Annotated in this window: 16 protein-coding genes; 5 read left to right on the top strand and 11 right to left on the bottom strand. The window is 60.1% G+C overall.

Translation table 11 applies throughout. The features are described from left to right. Window positions 1-807, bottom strand: a complete 807-nt coding sequence (locus tag KVG85_RS11835) for an alkaline phosphatase family protein (protein WP_217863949.1) — start codon at window positions 805-807, stop codon at window positions 1-3. Between the two features lie 133 nt (window positions 808-940). Further along, complete coding sequence (locus KVG85_RS11830; protein WP_217863948.1) at window positions 941-2,008, bottom strand: ABC transporter substrate-binding protein; 1,068 nt, start codon at window positions 2,006-2,008, stop codon at window positions 941-943. Window positions 2,009-2,359: 351 nt separating this feature from the next. Between KVG85_RS11830 and phnR the strand changes: the two genes are divergently transcribed. Beyond that, window positions 2,360-3,073, top strand: coding sequence for a phosphonate utilization transcriptional regulator PhnR (phnR, locus tag KVG85_RS11825; RefSeq protein ID WP_122611956.1), 714 nt, complete (start codon window positions 2,360-2,362; stop codon window positions 3,071-3,073). Window positions 3,074-3,655: 582 nt separating this feature from the next. Here the strand turns inward: phnR and KVG85_RS11820 are convergent. After that, the gene (locus tag KVG85_RS11820; protein ID WP_217863947.1) at window positions 3,656-4,990 is read right to left on the bottom strand and encodes an amidohydrolase; all 1,335 of its coding nucleotides are present in this window, start codon (window positions 4,988-4,990) and stop codon (window positions 3,656-3,658) included. A gap of 304 nt (window positions 4,991-5,294) precedes the next feature. On the opposite strand from KVG85_RS11820, the gene KVG85_RS11815 reads away from it, so the two are divergent. Together KVG85_RS11815 and KVG85_RS11810 are read left to right on the top strand one after the other, a co-directional pair. Further along, complete coding sequence (locus KVG85_RS11815; protein ID WP_217863946.1) at window positions 5,295-7,205, top strand: pyocin-S2/colicin E7-DNase domain-containing protein; 1,911 nt, start codon at window positions 5,295-5,297, stop codon at window positions 7,203-7,205. Further along, window positions 7,205-7,459 (top strand): bacteriocin immunity protein, encoded by a 255-nt coding sequence (locus KVG85_RS11810; RefSeq protein WP_217863945.1) that lies wholly within the window; start codon window positions 7,205-7,207, stop codon window positions 7,457-7,459. Before KVG85_RS11815 ends, KVG85_RS11810 begins: the two co-directional genes overlap by 1 nt. 47 nt (window positions 7,460-7,506) lie before the next feature. Here KVG85_RS11810 and KVG85_RS11805 read toward each other — a convergent pair whose 3' ends face one another. The 7 genes from KVG85_RS11805 to minC form a co-directional block, all read right to left on the bottom strand. Continuing rightward, window positions 7,507-9,663, bottom strand: a complete 2,157-nt coding sequence (locus KVG85_RS11805) for a mechanosensitive ion channel family protein (protein ID WP_217863944.1) — start codon at window positions 9,661-9,663, stop codon at window positions 7,507-7,509. A 74-nt stretch (window positions 9,664-9,737) separates the two neighbouring features. Further along, a complete protein-coding gene (locus tag KVG85_RS11800) occupies window positions 9,738-9,914 on the bottom strand; it encodes a hypothetical protein (RefSeq protein ID WP_016773747.1) in 177 nt (58 codons plus the stop codon). 232 nt (window positions 9,915-10,146) lie between these two features. Continuing rightward, window positions 10,147-11,436 carry a M18 family aminopeptidase gene (locus KVG85_RS11795; protein WP_217863943.1) on the bottom strand — a complete coding sequence of 430 codons (1,290 nt, stop codon included), beginning with the start codon at window positions 11,434-11,436 and terminating at the stop codon, window positions 10,147-10,149. 118 nt (window positions 11,437-11,554) lie between these two features. Beyond that, window positions 11,555-12,190: an RluA family pseudouridine synthase gene (locus KVG85_RS11790; protein WP_217863942.1), complete on the bottom strand. Its 636-nt coding sequence runs from the start codon at window positions 12,188-12,190 to the stop codon at window positions 11,555-11,557. Between the two features lie 169 nt (window positions 12,191-12,359). Next, window positions 12,360-12,614, bottom strand: coding sequence for a cell division topological specificity factor MinE (minE, locus tag KVG85_RS11785; RefSeq protein ID WP_003223146.1), 255 nt, complete (start codon window positions 12,612-12,614; stop codon window positions 12,360-12,362). Then, window positions 12,614-13,426 (bottom strand): septum site-determining protein MinD, encoded by an 813-nt coding sequence (gene minD, locus KVG85_RS11780; protein ID WP_007913953.1) that lies wholly within the window; start codon window positions 13,424-13,426, stop codon window positions 12,614-12,616. The genes minE and minD overlap by 1 nt, the downstream gene beginning before the upstream one ends. Window positions 13,427-13,595: 169 nt before the next feature. Next, entirely contained in the window at window positions 13,596-14,333 is a 738-nt protein-coding gene (minC, locus tag KVG85_RS11775) for a septum site-determining protein MinC (protein WP_038861964.1), read from the bottom strand. A gap of 117 nt (window positions 14,334-14,450) precedes the next feature. Here minC and KVG85_RS11770 point away from each other — a divergent pair, with 117 nt between their 5' ends. Continuing rightward, a complete protein-coding gene (locus tag KVG85_RS11770; RefSeq protein ID WP_122505993.1) occupies window positions 14,451-15,383 on the top strand; it encodes a lipid A biosynthesis lauroyl acyltransferase in 933 nt (310 codons plus the stop codon). 34 nt (window positions 15,384-15,417) lie between these two features. After that, window positions 15,418-16,587, top strand: coding sequence for a patatin-like phospholipase family protein (locus KVG85_RS11765; protein WP_217863941.1), 1,170 nt, complete (start codon window positions 15,418-15,420; stop codon window positions 16,585-16,587). A 91-nt stretch (window positions 16,588-16,678) separates the two neighbouring features. Here KVG85_RS11765 and KVG85_RS11760 read toward each other — a convergent pair whose 3' ends face one another. After that, a complete protein-coding gene (locus KVG85_RS11760) occupies window positions 16,679-17,464 on the bottom strand; it encodes an outer membrane protein OmpK (RefSeq protein ID WP_217863940.1) in 786 nt (261 codons plus the stop codon). Window positions 17,465-17,481 lie beyond the last annotated feature (17 nt).

Below are 17,481 nucleotides of genomic sequence, written 5' to 3'. Positions count from 1 at the left end.
TCACTTGAGCAGCTCCCGGCACACAGGTTTGTCGTGGGGTACGCCGAGCAGTTCGCAAATTGTGCCGCAGAGCTCGGTCTGCGTCGGCGTGGCGTCAGGGTTGAGGCTGAACGCCTCACCGAGGACGAACAGCGGCACCTGACGTTCTTCCGCCAGCAGGCCGTTGTGCGAACGATCGTTGTTCATACCGTGGTCGGCGGTCACCAATACCTGATAACCAGCGTCGAGCCAGCTCTGCAGATAGTCGGCGAGGATGACGTCAGCCGAGCGCGCGCTGTTGCGGTATTGCGAGCTGTCGAGGCCGTGCTTGTGCCCGGCGTCGTCGATGTTCATCGGGTGGATCAGGAGGAAATCCGGCGCGTGGCGCAGGCGCAGGCTTTCGGCGTCGGCGAACAGGTGCGAATCCGGATAATGATCGTTCCAGTAGAAGTGACCGTATTGGATCGGCAGCGTCGGATCGTTGGTGTGGCGGTCGCGCGCAGCCACGAACGGTGAGCGGTTATACAACTCGCTGACCCAGTGATACGCCGCAGCGGCGGTTTTCAATCCGGCATCGCGGGCGTAGTGATAGATGCTGCGCTGGTTGGACAAGCGCGAGACATTGTTGTGGACGATGCCGCTGTCGATCGGCGGCACGCCGGTGAGAATACATTCGTAAAGCGGTCGGGACAGGGCCGGCAGTTCGCACTCCAGTTGATAGAGCGCCGCGCGTCCTGCGCCAACATAAGCCTGCAGATGCCCCATGGCGTAACACGCAACCTCGTAGTTGAGGCCGTCGAGCACGACAAGGATGACGGTGTGCTTCATATGGGCGAGAACTCCGAAAGCAAATCTGGAACCAATCTGTGTAGGAGCTGCCGGAGGCTGCGATCTTTTGATGTTGCTTTTAAAGGGCAAGATCAAAAGATCGCAGCCTTCGGCAGCTCCTACAGATGAAGGATTACTTCATCTCGACGATGACTTCTTCGTTCCACTGCTGTGGCAGGGCTTTGGAGGTCTTTTCCCACGCCTCGGCGTCCTTGACCGGCGTGACCTTCTTGTACTGCTCGTTTGGCAGCAGTTTGGCTTTCACGTCTTCCGGCAGTTGCAGGTGTTCGGCGCGGATCGGCCGGGCGTTGCCGCGGGCGAGGTTGGTCTGGCCGGCGTCGCTGAAGATGTATTCGCGGGTCAGTTTGGCGGCGTTGGGGTTTTTCGCGTACTTGTTGATGATCGTGGTGTAGCCGGAAATCACCGAGCCGTCCGATGGAATCAGCACTGCGTAATCATCCGGGTTGGCCATCTTGGCCTTGTAGCTCAGACCATTGAAGTCCCATACCACGCCGACTTCGATCTCGCCTTTTTCCATGGTGGCGATGGTCGGGTTGGCCATCGACAGACGACCCTGTTTGGCTAGATCGGCGAACAACAGCAGGGCAGGCTTGATGTTTTTCTCGTCACCGCCATTGGCCAGTGCGGCAGCGAGGACACCGTTGGCAGCCTGGGCGGCGGTGCTTACATCGCCGATGGAGACTTTGTATTTACCGGTTTTCAGGTCAGCCCATTTGGTCGGTACGTCGGAGCCGTGCAGCAGCTTCTTGTTGACGATGAAGGCGATGGTGCCGGTGTATGCCAGTGCCCAGTTGCCGTCCTTGTCCTTGGCCCAGTCCGGCACCTGATCCCAGGTGCTTGGTTTGTACGGTTGCACCACGCCTTGCTTGACCGCGATCGGGCCGAAGGCGGCACCGACGTCGCCGATATCAGCGGTGGCGTTGTCTTTTTCAGCAGCGAACTTGGCGATCTCCTGGGCCGAGCTCATGTCGGTGTCGATGTGTTTCAGGCCGTATTTCTTGGCCAGATCTTCCCAGGTGCCTTTCCAGTTGGCCCAGTCATCGGGCATGCCGACGCTGTTCACGGCGCCTTCCGCCTTCGCAGCGGCTTCGAGGGTTTTCAGATCGGTGCCGGCCGCCATGGCGGCGGTGCACATAGCGATGGTCGAGCCTAACAGTGTTGCCAGGAAAAGCTGTTTCATTCCGAAGCTCCTTGGTCGTGTTCAACGCTGCGATTGCGGTTGGTGTTGGTCTAGGTCAGCAATACCTGAGCCAATTTAGGTCGGCTGGATGACATTTTGATGTCGATGGCCTCGTGGCTGATCTTTTATCATCCATTGTCAGGAAGGTGCCAGATCAGCGTAGACCATGCTCAAAAGCCCGTGGAGCAGGGGACTTGGCCGATGTATTGCAAGCCGTGAAAGCGACCGTTCGGTAGTTTTGTCATCTGTCGGTCATCTGCACTGCCTAGGCTTGCAACATACGAAGGCGCTTTGATCGGCGTTCGGATTTGCCCCGAAACAGTGCTGGTCTAGTCCAGATAGGTAACGTTGATGCGCGATGAGGCAACGAAAGCGGTGACAGCGATTGGCCAGGTGCTGCAGGAGCAGATCGATCACGGTTTGCTGGCGGCCGGGAGCAAGTTGCCCGCTGAACGCAAGCTGAGCGAGTTGTTCGGGACGACGCGGATCACTGTGCGTGAAGCGCTGTTGCAGCTTGAGGCGCAGGGGCAGATTTACCGTGAGGAGCGGCGCGGCTGGTTCGTGTCGCCGCCGCGTCTGGCGTACAACCTGATGCAGCGCAGTCACTTTCACGCCATGGTCAGTGCGCAGGGGCGCGAACCTTCGACCGAGGTGATTTCGGCGCGGTTGCAGCCGGCTTCGGCGGCGGTGTGTGCGTGGTTGCAGTTGCCGGCGTTGTCGAGCGTGATTCAGATTTGCCGCTCGCGGCGCATTGATGGGCGACTGGTGTTGTATGTGGAGCACTATCTGAATCCGCAGTTTTTTCCGGGGATTCTTGATTTCGATTTGAATCAGTCGATCACCGAGTTGTATGCGCGGCATTTCGATTTGCACTATGGGCGGGTGCGGTTCGAGATCGTGCCTACGTCTTTATCTGTCGATGCGGCGGCGGCTTTACGGGTGTCGGTGGGGAGTCCGGGACTGAGGATTGCTCGGGTCAATTATGATCAGCATGGGCGGTTGATTGATTGTGATCTGGAGTTTTGGCGGCATGATGCGATTCACGTAGGGGTTGATGTGGTTTGATCCTTGGCGGCCTCTGGGCCGACCAGGTTCTGGTTGTTTTCGGGTGTTTATCCGTTGCTTCGGGTGGTGCTGATGGCGGTTTCGCCCTTACGGCGAGTCCCTTTTTCAAACGCCAAAAAGGAACCAAAAGGCTTTGCTCCTGTGTTCGGCCCTCGCAGGCTCGGGTCCCTTCGCTCCGGGACCGATCCGGGCGCAGCGGTTACGGTTTGCTTCGCTGCACCTCCTTGCGCTGTGTCTGGCTGCGCCAGACGGTCGCTGCGCTCCCACGCCCGGATCGATCCCTCCACTCAGCCTTCCGATGTCGCTGGTTAGGCAAGATCAAGATCAAGGGCACTCAAGCTTGCGCTCATTGTTGAGTGGTTAGAAGCGGGTGGTTGGCTTTGGTTTTGTGGTGTGGCTTCCCCTCACCCCAGCCCTCTCCCCCTGGAGAGGGGGCCGATTTGTGGGCCGTTCAAAACCTGAGTTCGACTCGATATTTCAGGACGGCGAAGCTCTGGCGATCACCGCGGTCAGTCCCCTCTCCCTCCGGGAGAGGGCTAGGGTGAGGGGCTTTTGATCTTCAGGATTCCAGCCACCTGGGATTTACTTGCCCACCCCCGCATTCCCATACAAATAATCCGACGCCAACGAAGCCAATGTCCTCACCCCGACCACTAACGCCGACTCATCGACGAAGAACCCCGGATTATGATTCGGTGCAGCTTTGCTCATGTCCTGATCCTGCGGCGTCACCCCAAGAAACACAAACAACCCCGGCGCTTCTTTGGCGAAGAACGAGAAATCTTCCGCCCCACCCACCAGCGGTCCCTGCACCACGTCATCCTTGGCAGCCCACTTCAACGTCGGCAGCATTTTTTCGGTCAGTGCCGGGTTGTTAATCGTCGGGTCGTATTTTTCGATGATGGTGACGTCGGCCTTCGCGCCGCCGCTTTCCGCTATTTTCTCGATGGTCTGGCGCACGTCGCTGTGCAGTTTCTGGCGGATGCCGTAGTCGTAGGAGCGGATGGTGCCGGCCATGTCGAGCGATTCGGGGATGATGTTGTAGCGGGTGCCGCCGTTGATGGTGCCGATGCTGACGACTGACGGGTAAGAGGAAATGTCGGTGCGGCGGCTGACCACGGTTTGCAGGCCGACGATGGTTTGGGCGCCGACGGTGATCGGGTCGATGCCGTCCCAGGGGCGGCCGGCGTGGGTTTGTTTGCCGTGGATCTTGATGCGCAGGTCGTCAGAGCTGGCCAGGGTCGGGCCGGGGCGGTAGGCGATCTGGCGGGCGGGGACGCCGGCCCAGACGTGCAGGCCGAACACCGCGTCGGGTTTCGGCGATTTCATCACGCCTTCCTCGACCATCATCTTCGCGCCCCAGGTATTTTTGCCGTCGGGAATAAAATCGCTCGGACCTTCCTCGGCGGGCTGGAAGTAGAACACCACGGTGCCGGGCAGGGTGTCGCGCATGCCGGTCAGAATTTTCGCTGCGCTGAGCAGGATTGCGGTGTGGGCGTCGTGGCCGCAGGCGTGCATGACGTCGACTTCCTTGTCGAGATACGTGCCTTTGGCTTTCGAAGCGAACGGCAAGTCGGAGCCTTCCTTGACCGGCAGCGCGTCCATGTCGGCGCGCAGGGCGACGGTCGGGCCGGGCAGGGCGCCTTTGAGAATGGCGACTACGCCGGTGCGGGCGACGCCGGTTTTCACTTCCAGGCCCATGGCTTGCAGCTGTTTGGCGACCAGTTCAGAGGTGCGTTTTTCAGTGTTGCCAAGTTCTGGATGAGCGTGAAGGTCGCGGCGAGTTTCCAGCAGCTCCGGTTCGAGCTTCTGCGCCTGCTCGGCGATGCGTGCGCGGGCGCTGTCCATCGTCGCGGCGCTGGCGTGGCTGGCGACCAGGGTGAGCAATAGGGCCTGGGCAATGCGCGTCAGTTGCATGGGCTTCTCCTTGATTATTGTTGTTGGCTTCCTTGCCTGTGACAAAGGCTTTGCACGCAAGTGCGATCGGGTCCGGAAAACGCTATGCGCTCCGACAGATTTACGTTTGAGCATAAGTTATCAGCGAAAACTCCTACCGCTTTATCAGTTCCGTCCGGCGTGACAGATAAAACGCGGGCGATAACCATGTACCGCACCGCACAACATCTATCTCCATAAATTTCTCCAGGTACCGGTCACGTTATTGGCTGTTTGAGGATAACGGGTCAGTGCGACAAAACTATTGTCCATGGAGGACTTATAAATGCAGCGTAATGGAATAACGCTTCCGCCGATTGTTGTGCGTCCGGATAAACAAGATGAATATTTACATTACTTAGGTGCAGGGGACGGCTCGGGACCAGGCATTAACTTTGCGCCGTTGGGTGACATACTCGATATGGAAAGTATCTACAAAGATACTTCCAGAAATATTGCTCAAGTCATCGAACATGAACTGGCAGAAGTGCGGGCAGCAGGCGACCAAAGTGTATTGCCGCCTTTGGATGCGCTGGCGCGGGAGATGCGATTCAGGGATTCCCTGATCGCCAGGAAGTTTGGTGCGCTTTTGGTGGCCAAGGACGTGGCCATCGAACGTTTTGGCCACGCCCAGGTTGAAACTTTCTTCAACGGAGGTCGTTTACCGCAAGTCAATCGGCGAAGCGCCAGCGTCAGCGTACGGCAGGCCTATAGCGCCTTGTTCAACGCCAAGTTACTGGTTGAAGGCATTGGCGTGTTGAACAGCCAGTCGGCCACGGTCAAGGGCATGATTGCCGTGGTGCAAGCGCAGGAAGCCGAGCGGATCGCTCAGGAGCAGGCGCGGTTGGCGGCGGAACACGCCAGGCAGGTTGCACAGGAACAGGCCCGCGTTGCTCAGGAGCAAGCGCGGCGGCTGGCGGAGGAGCTGGCGCGGCAGGCCGCCGCCGATGAACTCAGGCGGCTCGAAGAGGAACATGCCCGTTTGGCGGCTGAGGCACTAGAACGCAAGCGTGCCGAGGAACAGGCAGCGCTTGAGGCTGAAGCCGAAGCACGCAGGGTTGCTGAGGAAAAGCGCCGGCAGGACACCTCCGGTGGGCACAGTAGCCTGTTGCGCTTTCAGGGCAATACCAGCCACGCCCAACTGGTATTTGCGACGTCCGCTGGTGCGGTCGCGATTGCCGACAACCTGATGGCGGGTTTTTCCGCCTCGATTCGCTCGGCGGTGGCCGGTTTATCGGGGCTGGCTGCTGGCACGGCGTCCGGTCTGATGGTGGGGGTAAGTGCGTTTGTCTACTCCCCGGTGTTGGGCAATGGGGAATTGCCTGAACGCTTTCTGCTCAGCCTCCCACTGGCAGATCTGCTGCCCGGTCAACTGCCTGATCTGGACAGGCTGGCAAGCGAAAGGGCACGACTGAATCTGCCGGTGCGTTTGAGCGCCCGGCCGCTGACGGGCGCTCTCGCCGAACTGCTTGTCGTTCCGGTAGCGGGGACAAAACGGCCTTCCGGCGTTCGCGTGGTTGCAGCTGGTTTCAACGCAGGGAACAACACTTACAGCGCGACCCTCACTGACATCCCGCCGACAACCGCGGTCTGGACTCCCGCAGTAACGCCGGCAGACAGTTCAACGCTATTCCCCATCGAGAATCCGTCCCCACCGCGATATATCGGCGGCAACCTCGTGCCGATTGAAGGACGGATCGACGCTTACCCAGGGCGGGGCAACATTCGTTTCGACGACTTCATTCTGGTCTTCCCGTCGGAATCGGGCCTGCCACCGCAGTACGTCATGTTCCGGGATCGACGCAATGATCCAGGGGTGGCGAGTGGTCATGGAGCGCCGGTTGCGGGTGGATGGCTGGAGGCGGCTACGCAAGGTGAGGGGGCGGCAATTCCCTCAAAAATTGCAGATCAATTGCGAGGCAAGAGTTTCAAGGATTTCAGGGCATTCAGGGAGACTTTCTGGAAAGCGGTGGCCGCTGATGCGGAACTGGCGATGTCGTTTGATCCAGGTAGTCTCAGTGCAATGAGCAAAGGCCGATCACCGTATGTGAAAGCGGGCGATCGGGTTGGTAAACGAGTGAAGTTTGAGTTGCACCACGTCTCATCGTTATCGGATGGTGGGCAGTTGTACGATATTGACAACCTGCGGTTGCTAACTCCGAAACAGCATTTGGCAGTCCATAAGGGAGGCGAGTAATGAAAAAAATAATGATCAATGAAATGTCCGAAGAGCAATTCTTGCATTTCGTACAAAAGATATACCAATCGGATTACGCGACTGAGAAGGGGCAAACCTCAGCTGTAATGGAGTTTGAACGACTGAGCGAACATCCAGCGGGTTCCGATTTAATCTACTACCCAGAATCGGGGAAAAGCGGTCCGGAAAATATTGTGGCGGAAGTAAAAAGGTGGCGGACCGCCGCAGGAAAACCTGGTTTCAAAGCCAGATAAAACTAGCCCCCTATTGGTATTACCTGCCAATAGGGGGCCATCTCTGTTCAGCTTTCCTTTTTGATTTCCACCCCAGGCGTAATCACCTGGACACTCATCCGCGGCGTCGCCAGATCCAATCCCGCCTCATCCAGTTGCCTTTTCAACGACAAATTGAACGCCCGGGAAACTTCCCACTGCTTGATCGGCGCAGTCTTGAACCGTGCCCGCAGAATCGCGCTGCCGGACTCGAAACTTTCTACACCCTGAATCTCCAGCGGCGACCAGATGTTGCGGCGTTGTAGCGGATCGCTGCGCATCTTCTGGCCGACGTCGCGCATCAGTTTGATCGCGTCGTCGATTTCCATGTTGTACGGCACGGCGACGCGGAAGATGGCGTAGCCGAATTCCCGCGAGTAGTTCTTGATGCTTTTGATCTCGCTGAACGGGATGGTGTGGACGATGCCGTCGATGTCGCGCAGGCGTACGGTGCGAATGGTCAGGCCTTCGACGGTGCCGAGGTGGCCGCCAACGTCGACGTAATCATCAATGGCCAGCGAGTCTTCGATGATGATGAACAGGCCGGTGATCAAGTCGGCGACCAGCGACTGCGCGCCGAAGCCGATAGCCAGACCGATCACGCCGGCACCGGCCAGCAGCGGCGTGACGTTCATGCCCATGTTCGCCAGGGCGACGATCAGCGCAATGATGAAGATCGCCACGAACAGCACGTTGCGGATCAGCGGCATCATCGTCTGCGCCCGCGCATTCGCCAGGCCTTTGCGCGAGCGGGTGAGGGCGTGGTGCACGGCGGTGTCGGCGAGGATCCAGATCAGCCAGGAGAAAATCAGCGTGCCGATCAGGCTGAACAGTTTGACGCTGATGTCATGGCCATCGCCTTCGGCGAACGCGATCAGCGAATGGCCCCACACGCGCAGGCCCAGTTCGATGAAGATCAGCCACACCAGCAAATGCGTCAGGGTATAGAAGAAGTTTTTCAATCGCTCCGAGTACAGCGCATGGCGTTTCGGCCCGCGTTGCGGTTTCAGTGAATGGCGGCGCACCAGGCCGTTGATCACCATGCACAACACCAGCAGCACCGTGCAGATCAGCGACTGGCGCAGCGCGGTGCTGGTGTCGCCGGCGGAGACAAACGTGGCGAACAGCGAGATGCCGACCAGCACCAGTGCCGGCACGTACCAGAAGGTGCCGAGGATTTCGATGGTGTCGCTAAGGGCGCGGCGCGTCAGGCGCCGCGACAGCGGTTGGTTGCGGATCAGGTGCGCGATCGGTCGGCGGAATCGCAGAATGAACAGGCCGGTCGACAGCGCCGCCAGCACGTTGGCGGTAGTCGCGGCGGTGTGCGCCAGATGCACGCCGAGACTCTCGACCAAGCGCGGATCGCTCAACGCTTCACCGAACGCGGCAAAGCTGCCGATCAGCCACAGCGGCCGAAACGCCTGATGACGCAGGATGTACAGCGCGCGATGACGGTGCGGGCCGTCGAGCAGAGAGAAGGCGATCACGCAGATCGCCGAGAAACAGGTGCCGACCACCAACGCATAGGCCAGCACCATCGCCAGGCTTTTGCCCAGTGACGACGGCAGCACGTAGCTCATGTACACCGTCATCACCAACGCGATCAGCCACGGCCCGAGCTTGCGCAGGGCAAAACGCAGCATGTCGAGGGCCTTGGGGTGTTGCGGCAGTTCTTCGGTGAGGCCGAAGCGCAGACGCACGCGGTGGCCAAGCCAGATCAGCGCGGCGGCGAGCAGGCTCCAGACCATCAGGATCACCGCGAAACCGAAGATGATCGGCAGCCATTCATTGGCCGGCAGCAGCTTGCTGGTCAGTTCGTCCTTGGCCAGATCGAATTCGTTGGACCAGCGGGTAATCGGGCTGTCGGCGCCGGAAAACTGTTTTTCGAAGCTGGCGAGGGTGCCGCCGATCAGGCCCAGCACGCCTTCTTCGGGGGTGGTCTGAGCTTTCTTCGTGGCGTCGCGCAGCTTCTTCAGATCACTGAGCAGCTGCGCGCGTTGCTTGTCGTTTTCCAGCGACTTGATCACTTCGTCCAGCGACTGGCCGAGGGGTTCCACGGCTTCAGGCTGCGGTTTGGAAGTGTTGAGCAGGCCGGGCAGACCGACTGCCTGGGCGGGCGCCAGCGGCAGCAGCGTCATCAGGCAGACAAGCAGCAGACCGGGCAAAGCAAAAAGACGAGCAAACACCAGAAGACAACCTCGCGATAGGCGGATGCGCTGGAGTGTACGAGGCCCCTTGGCGCAATGCGAGCCGGGCGCGGTCATTCGTTGAGTTTGGCGAGGATCTTGTAGACCACCGTGGCGAGGATCATCAGCATGCCGATCCACATGGCGAACACCCCGGCGTTCTTGTCGCGGAAGTTGAAGCCGATGGCCAGCAGGATCATTCCGCTGAGGATGGGAATGAGCATGGCGTGGAAGGAGGACATCGAGATCATGAAGACTGCCTTGTCTGTAGAGGATTCTTGCAGTCTAGGCGGGTTTTCGAGGCAGGGTGTGATGTGGCTCAGGAATGCATCAGGCCGAGAGGATTCTGCTGTCTGCACAGGCGCTTTCGCGAGCAGGCTCGCTCCCACAGGTTGATTGGCATTCCAAGGGGAGGTGACTGGCTCCCACAATGAAATGCAGTTCAATTGTCGGAGCGAGCCTGCTCGCGAAGCTTTTCAGCCTTTACGGCAATTCACGGCTGGCATAAAACGCGCTGAGCACTTTGACCAGATGCGCCAGATCATGGCTGCCGCACAGTTCGCGAATCGAGTGCATGGCAAAGGTCGGCAGGCCAATGTCGACGGTGCGCACACCCAGATGGCTGGCGGTGATCGGGCCAATGGTCGAACCGCAGCCCATATCGCTGCGCACCACGAAGCTTTGCACCGGGACTTCTTCGGCCATGCACAGATGGCGGAAGAAGCCGGCGGTTTCGCTGTTGGTGGCGTAGCGCTGGTTGCTGTTGACCTTGATCACCGGGCCGGCGTTGAGTTTCGGGCCATGGTTGGCATCGTGCTTGTCCGCGTAGTTGGGATGCACGCCGTGGGCGTTGTCGGCCGACACCAGCAGGGATTTCTGAATGGTGCGGACGAACTCGTCGCCTTCCGGCAACAGGCGGCGCAGGGTCTGTTCGAGCATCGGGCCGTCGGCACCGCATGCCGAGCAGGAGCCGACTTCTTCGTGGTCATTACAGACCAGTACGCAGGTTTCGTCGGTCTCGGCGGTGAGCAACGCTTGCAGGCCGGCGTAGCACGACAGCAGGTTGTCCAGACGCGCACCGGCAATGAAATCGCCGTTCAGGCCGATCACCGCCGCGCTTTGCGTGTCGTAGAAACTCAGCTCGTAATCCAGCACCACGTCGGCGTTCAGGCCGTGTTCGCGGGCCAATTGATCAGTGAGCACGGCGCGGAAATCGACGCGCTCGTCACCGGCGAATTGCGCCAGGATCGGCGGTAGTTCGGTCTGCGCGTTGATCGCCCAGCCCTGGTTGGCTTCACGGTTGAGGTGAATGGCCAGGTTGGGAATGATCGCGATCGGTGCCTTGAAGTCGATCAACTGGCTCTCGACCTTGCCGTCACGGCGGAAGGTCACGCGGCCGGCGAGCGACAGATCGCGGTCAAACCACGGCGCCAGCAGCGCGCCGCCGTAGACTTCGACGCCCAGCTGCCAGAAACCCTGACGCTGCAGTTCCGGTTGCGGCTTGACCCGCAGGCACGGGCTGTCGGTATGCGCGCCGACCATACGGATACCGTCGTGCAGTGGCGAGTTGCGGCCCATTTTGATCGCGACGATAGAGGAGTCGTTACGGGTGACGTAATAGCGGCCGTTGGCCTCGGTGGACCATGGCTCGCGCTCGTCGAGGCGCACATAACCGGCGGCCTCCAGACGCTGAACGAGGCTGGCGGTGGCGTGGAACGGGGTAGGGGAGGCCTTGAGAAAGTCGATCAGGCCCTGGTTCAACTCTGCGCGCATAAGAAACTCCAGACAGCAATGGGCGGGAGTTTAACGTATTGGCCGGGGAATTGAATCCGGACCGGATCCCCATGGGTGAGCGAGCAGGCTCGCTCACCCATGGGGCCGGTGCTGGCTGTCAGAACGGTGCCGGGCACTCGAAGCGCAGGCGTTCGCCGGTTTGCGGATGAGTGAAGCTGAGCATGCTCGCGTGCAGGCACAGACGGGGCCAGGCCGCCAGCGCTTGCTCGTGGGCGTAGAGTCCGTCACCGAGCAGCGGATGGCCGATTGACAACATGTGCACGCGCAACTGGTGCGAGCGCCCGGTGATCGGTGTCAATTCGACCCGGCACCAGTCGCCGCAACGTTCCAGCACCTTCCAGAACGTCATTGCATGCTTGCCGAATTCGTGATCGACCACATGCCGTGGTTTGGTCGGCGGATCGTAGCGCAGGGGCAGGTCGATGCTGCCGCTGTCCAGCTCCGGCTGACCCCAGGCCAAAGCGGTGTAGGCCTTTTCGGTTTCGCGGTCATGAAACTGCCGCGACAGCTCGCGATGGGTGTCGGCATCCCGGGCCAGCAGGATGATGCCGGAGGTTTCCCAGTCCAGACGATGGACGATGCGCGCTTCCGGGTAGCCGTTTTCCTGCAGGCGGGTAATCAGGCAGTCCTTGTTGTCGTCAGCGCGACCGGGCACCGAGAGCAGCAGGGTCGGTTTGTCGACCACCAGTACGGCGGCGTCCTGATGGATGATACGGATGTTGGACAGCGGCATTAAAACAGCCTCGTAACAAATGCCAACGGCGGCTCGGAGCTGCCGATAACCCTGTAGGAGCTGCCGAAGGCTGCGATCTTTTGACTTTGAAGATCAAAAGATCGCAGCCTTCGGCAGCTCCTACACGAGCATCAACAGTCCGAGCCGCCGTAGCGACTGCCAAATCGACTCAGCGATCGGGCAGGGTGATGTTGAGTTCCAGAATCGAGCAACTGCCCTGGCTTTCCAGTGCAACATGTACGTCGTCGTTGCCGATGTTGACGTACTTGCGGATCACGTCGACCAGTTCCTTCTGCAAGGCTGGCAGGTAATCCGGCGTGCTGCGCTGGCCGCGCTCATGCGCCACGATGATCTGTAGACGCTCTTTCGCTACCGAGGCGGTACTTGGCTTTTTGTTGGCACGAAAGAAGTCAAAAAGGTTCATTACCTACCTCCAAACAGGCGCTCGAAGAATCCCTTCTTCTCGACATCGAGGAATCGGTGGGCTTTTTCTTTGCCCAGCAGGCGGTCGACGGTATCGCTGTAAGCCTGACCGGCATCGCTCTGGTCGTCGAGAATAACGGGCACGCCCTGGTTGGAAGCCTTGAGCACCGCCTGGGATTCCGGGATGACGCCGAGCAGGGTCACCGAGAGGATTTCCTTGACGTCTTCAACGCCGAGCATCTCGCCCTTTTCAACACGCTCCGGGTGGTAGCGGGTGATCAGCAGGTGTTCCTTGATCGGGTCTTCGCCACGTTCGGCGCGGCGCGATTTGCTCGCCAGCAGGCCGAGCATGCGGTCCGAGTCACGTACCGAGGACACTTCCGGGTTGGTCACGACGATCGCTTCATCGGCGAAATACATGGCCAGGTGCGCACCTTTCTCGATGCCCGCCGGGGAGTCGCAGACGACGAACTCGAATTGTTCCTTGAGCTCCATCAGGACTTTTTCCACGCCTTCGACGGTCAGCGCGTCTTTGTCGCGGGTCTGGCTGGCCGCCAGTACGTAGAGGTTTTCCAGGCGCTTGTCTTTGATCAGTGCCTGTTGCAGGTTGGCTTCGCCGTTTACCACGTTGACGAAGTCATACACCACGCGGCGCTCGCAACCCATGATCAGGTCGAGGTTACGCAAGCCCACGTCGAAGTCGACGATCACTGTTTTGTGGCCGCGCAGAGCGAGACCGGTACCGATAGCGGCGCTGGTGGTGGTCTTACCCACACCACCCTTGCCGGATGTAACCACGAGAATCTTGGCCAAGGTGTTTCACCCCTAAGGAAGAAGGACTGTTCAGCCCCTGAAAAACATCTCTTGAAAACTACTGCAGTCGGACAGCCTTGGCTGGAATTTGGCTTTAAGCCTTTTTCCTACTTCGTTTGAGCCGTTTTCGCTACGTTTTAGAGATGCTTGGAAAATGCGGCAGTATCCGTTAAAGCCGAATGATGTTCAACACGTCGCCTGACAGGCTGACCTGGACGCCCGAGCCCCACATCGGATCGCGACGCAAATCCTCGGAGACCTTGTAATGACCGGCGATGGAGATCAGTTCAGCGCTCAATTGCTGACAGAAAATCCGTGCCTTGGTGTCACCTTTGACGCCGGCCAGCGCACGGCCGCGCATCGGGCCGTATACATGGATGTTGCCATCGGCGAGAAGTTCCGCCCCCGGACTGACCGATGAGACCACGACCAGATCGCCACCCTGGGCATATATCTGTTGGCCACCACGTACTGGCGTGGTGATTACGCGGGTCGGTTTGACCGTCGGCTCAGGTGGCTTTTCCGGCTTCTTTTTGACTTCGACTTCCGGCGTCTCCAGCGGACGCTCGCGGGCACCCGAGGGCGGTAGCACAGGGATGTCGATGGCGATGGCAGCGGCGATGTCTTCGATGCGGCTGGCGCGAATGGCCAGGGTACGCAGACCGTGCTGACGGCAGACGCGCATCAGCCCCGGCAGGTCAACCGCGCCCTGGTTCGGCGGCAGTTTGTCCAGCGCCAGGACCAGCGGTGCATTGCTGAAAAAATTCGGCGCCTGGGCGACTTTGGCGGCCAATTGCCGATCGAGGCTTTCGAGGTCGTTACGGGCCAGTTCCAGCACAGTGATGGCCAGCATGCTGCCCTTGAGCTGGAATACGGGATCTTGGTCTAACGGGTCGGTTTGGCTCATGTCGGCATACAACGGCTTGTCACTAAAAGTGCCGAGACTTATAACGAGAACGCCCGCGAGCCGCAAGCCGGGTCGAACGATGTAGAATGCGCGGCCACTGTATTTACGGAAGCTTTAATGGATCGCCCGCGTTTTCGAAAAGCATATCTTGCTCCGCGCTTCTGGCCGCTCTGGTGCGGCCTGGGGCTTTTGTGGCTGATCGTGCAGTTGCCGTATCCGGCGCTGCTGACCATCGGTCGAGTTTTGGGCGCGTTGATGTATCGCGTCGCCAGCGACCGGCGAACCATCGCCCGGCGCAATCTGGAATTGTGCTTCCCGGAAAAATCCGCCGCCGAGCGCAAACGCCTGCTCAAGGAAAACTTCGCCTCCACCGGGATCGCCTTTTTTGAAATGGCGATGAGCTGGTGGTGGTCGCGCGAGCGTCTGGCGAAACTGGCCCACGTCGAAGGCCTTGAACATCTGCAAAAAGCCCAGCGCGAAGGCAAAGGCGTGATCCTCATGGCCGCGCATTTCACCACGCTGGAAATCGGCGCGGCGCTGCTCGGCCAGCAGCACACCATCGACGGCATGTACCGCGAACACAAAAATCCCTTGTTCGACTTCGTCCAGCGCCGTGGCCGCGAGCGGCACAATCTCGATTCGCTGGCGGTGGAGCGCGATGACGTACGCGGCATGCTCAAACTGCTGCGCTCGGGACGGGCGATCTGGTATGCGCCGGATCAGGATTACGGCGCCAAGCAGAGCATCTTCGTGCCGCTGTTCGGCATTCAGGCCGCCACTGTCACTGCGACGACCAAGTTCGCGCGCCTGGGTAAAGCCTTGGTGGTGCCGTTCACGCAGGAACGTCTGGCCGACGGCAGTGGTTATCGCCTGGTGATCCATCCGCCGCTGGATGACTTCCCCGGCGAGAGCGAGGAGGCCGATTGCATCCGCATCAATCAGTGGGTCGAGAGCGCTTTGCGTGCCTGCCCCGAGCAATACCTGTGGGCGCATCGGCGCTTCAAGAGTCGCCCGCCGGGTGAGCCGAAACTTTATCCCAAGCGTCGTTGATTAGCCGATCTGACAAGCACCGTGGAGTGTTGCGATGAGTCCTGCTGAACCGGTCACAGGTTTGATTCTTTCCGGCGGCGGGGCTCGGGCGGCTTATCAGGTCGGGGTGCTGGCGGCGATTGCCGAGTTGCTGCCGGTCGGCGCGGACAATCCGTTTCCGGTGATCGTCGGCACCTCGGCCGGGGCGATCAATGCGGTCAGCCTGGCCAGTGGCGCCACGGATTTTCGCGCCGCCATCGAACGCCTGACCCAGTTCTGGCAGGGCTTTCGCAGCCACCGCGTGCTGCGCAGCGACTGGCCGGGCGTGGTCCATCAGGCCAGCCGTTTCGTCAGCCACAGCCTGCTCGGCCTCGGTCGGCAGATGCCGGTGGCACTGCTCAACAGTTCGCCGCTGCGCGAACTGCTCGAGGAAAAACTGCACCTGCCCGGCATCGCCGAATCCATCGCGCGCAAGCAATTGCATGCGGTGGCGGTGACCGCGTTCGGCTACGAATCGGGGCAAGCGGTGACGTTCTATCAGGGCGGCGGCACGATTGACGCCTGGCTGCGGCACCGCCGCATTGGTGTGCCGACGCAATTGTCGGTCGATCACCTGTTGGCCAGTTCGGCGATCCCGCTTTTGTTCGCGCCGGTGAAAATCGGTGAGGAGTATTTCGGTGACGGCGCCGTGCGCCAGTCGGCGCCGATCAGCCCGGCGCTGCATCTGGGTGCCAGTCGCGTGTTGGTGGTGGGCGTCAGCGGCAACCCGCGCGGCGTTGATCCGCAGCAGCCGCTGGAGCGCGCCTACAGCGGCCAGCAACCGACGCTGGCGCAGATTGGCGGGCACATGCTCAACAGCACGTTTATCGACAGTCTGGAGAGCGATATCGAGCTGCTGCAGCGTCTGAATCAGTTCAGTCATTTGCTCCCGGCCGGCACGCCAACCCGCGCGTTGGGTGTGGCGCCGGTGGAAGTGCTGGTGATTGCGCCGAGTCAGCCGATCGACGAAATCGCCGCGCGGCATCGCCAGGAACTGCCAGCAGCGTTGCGCCTGTTTCTGCGCGGTCCGGGGGCGACGAAGACGAGCGGGGCGGGGGTGCTCAGTTACCTGCTGTTCGAGGCGGGGTATTGCAGCGAGTTGATCGAGTTGGGGCGGCGGGATGCGCTGGCCAAGCGCGAGGAGCTTTGCCGGTTTTTGCGGATTTCCGAAGCGGTTTCAGCCTGACATTTGCGGCGCGGCCTTCGCGAGCAGGCTCGCTCCCACATTGGAACTCGGTCTGAATGTGGGAGCGAGCCTGCTCGCGAAGCTTTCAGGGTCAGAAGTGGAACTTCACCAGGAAGCTTGTGGTGCTCTGATCGGTCTTGAAGTACCGGCTGTCCTTGATCCCGTACTTGTCCGACCAGTAGTCGTACTCCACACCGACATACAACTGCTTCTCGCCGAAATTCAGCGCCTTGCCCAGGTCGTATTTGACCTGCGGGTTGAAGTGCAGGTTGGCGTGGTAGTCGCCCTTGGAATTGGAGTCGTTGTCGACCACCCAGTCCATGAAGCCGTCGATGAGGATGTTCGATTTGCCCACCGGGATGGTGTAGGACCAGACCGGGGTGATCTGCCAGACATTGTCACCGGCGCGTGCGCCCTGGGTGTGACGCTGGTAGAAGTTCAGCTGGAAGTAGTCGAAGCCTGGAATCGCCAGGTCGAAGCCCGGACCGATCAGGTACGACTCGGTATCGCCTTCACCGAACTCGTAGGTCATGGCCAGCAACACGTCAGTCACCGGGCCGAAGGCCAGTTTCTGATCGAAGATCTTGCCGAACGACAGGCGCGGGCTGAGCTCGCCGTAGTAGGTGTTGGAGCCGACGCCGCCATCATCCTTGCCGTTGTAGAAGATCTTGTCGATGAACAGGAAGTTGTCCCCATACTTCCAGGCATCGGCGTGCTCGAAGGTCACGGTCTGCTGAATGCGCGGGTTGACCTGGAAGTCCTTGCCATACAGGTAGGTCAGGCTGTTGTTCTGCCACTGCAGCAGGCCTTCGGCCATCGCCTGGCCGCCGGCGAACATCGATCCGGCCAGCATCAGGCTGGTGCACATACGTTTCATTCGGTTGCTCCCAAAGT

This window comes from Pseudomonas triticicola (assembly GCF_019145375.1).
Lineage (GTDB): Bacteria > Pseudomonadota > Gammaproteobacteria > Pseudomonadales > Pseudomonadaceae > Aquipseudomonas > Aquipseudomonas triticicola.
This window is presented reverse-complemented; position numbering and strand designations above follow the sequence as displayed.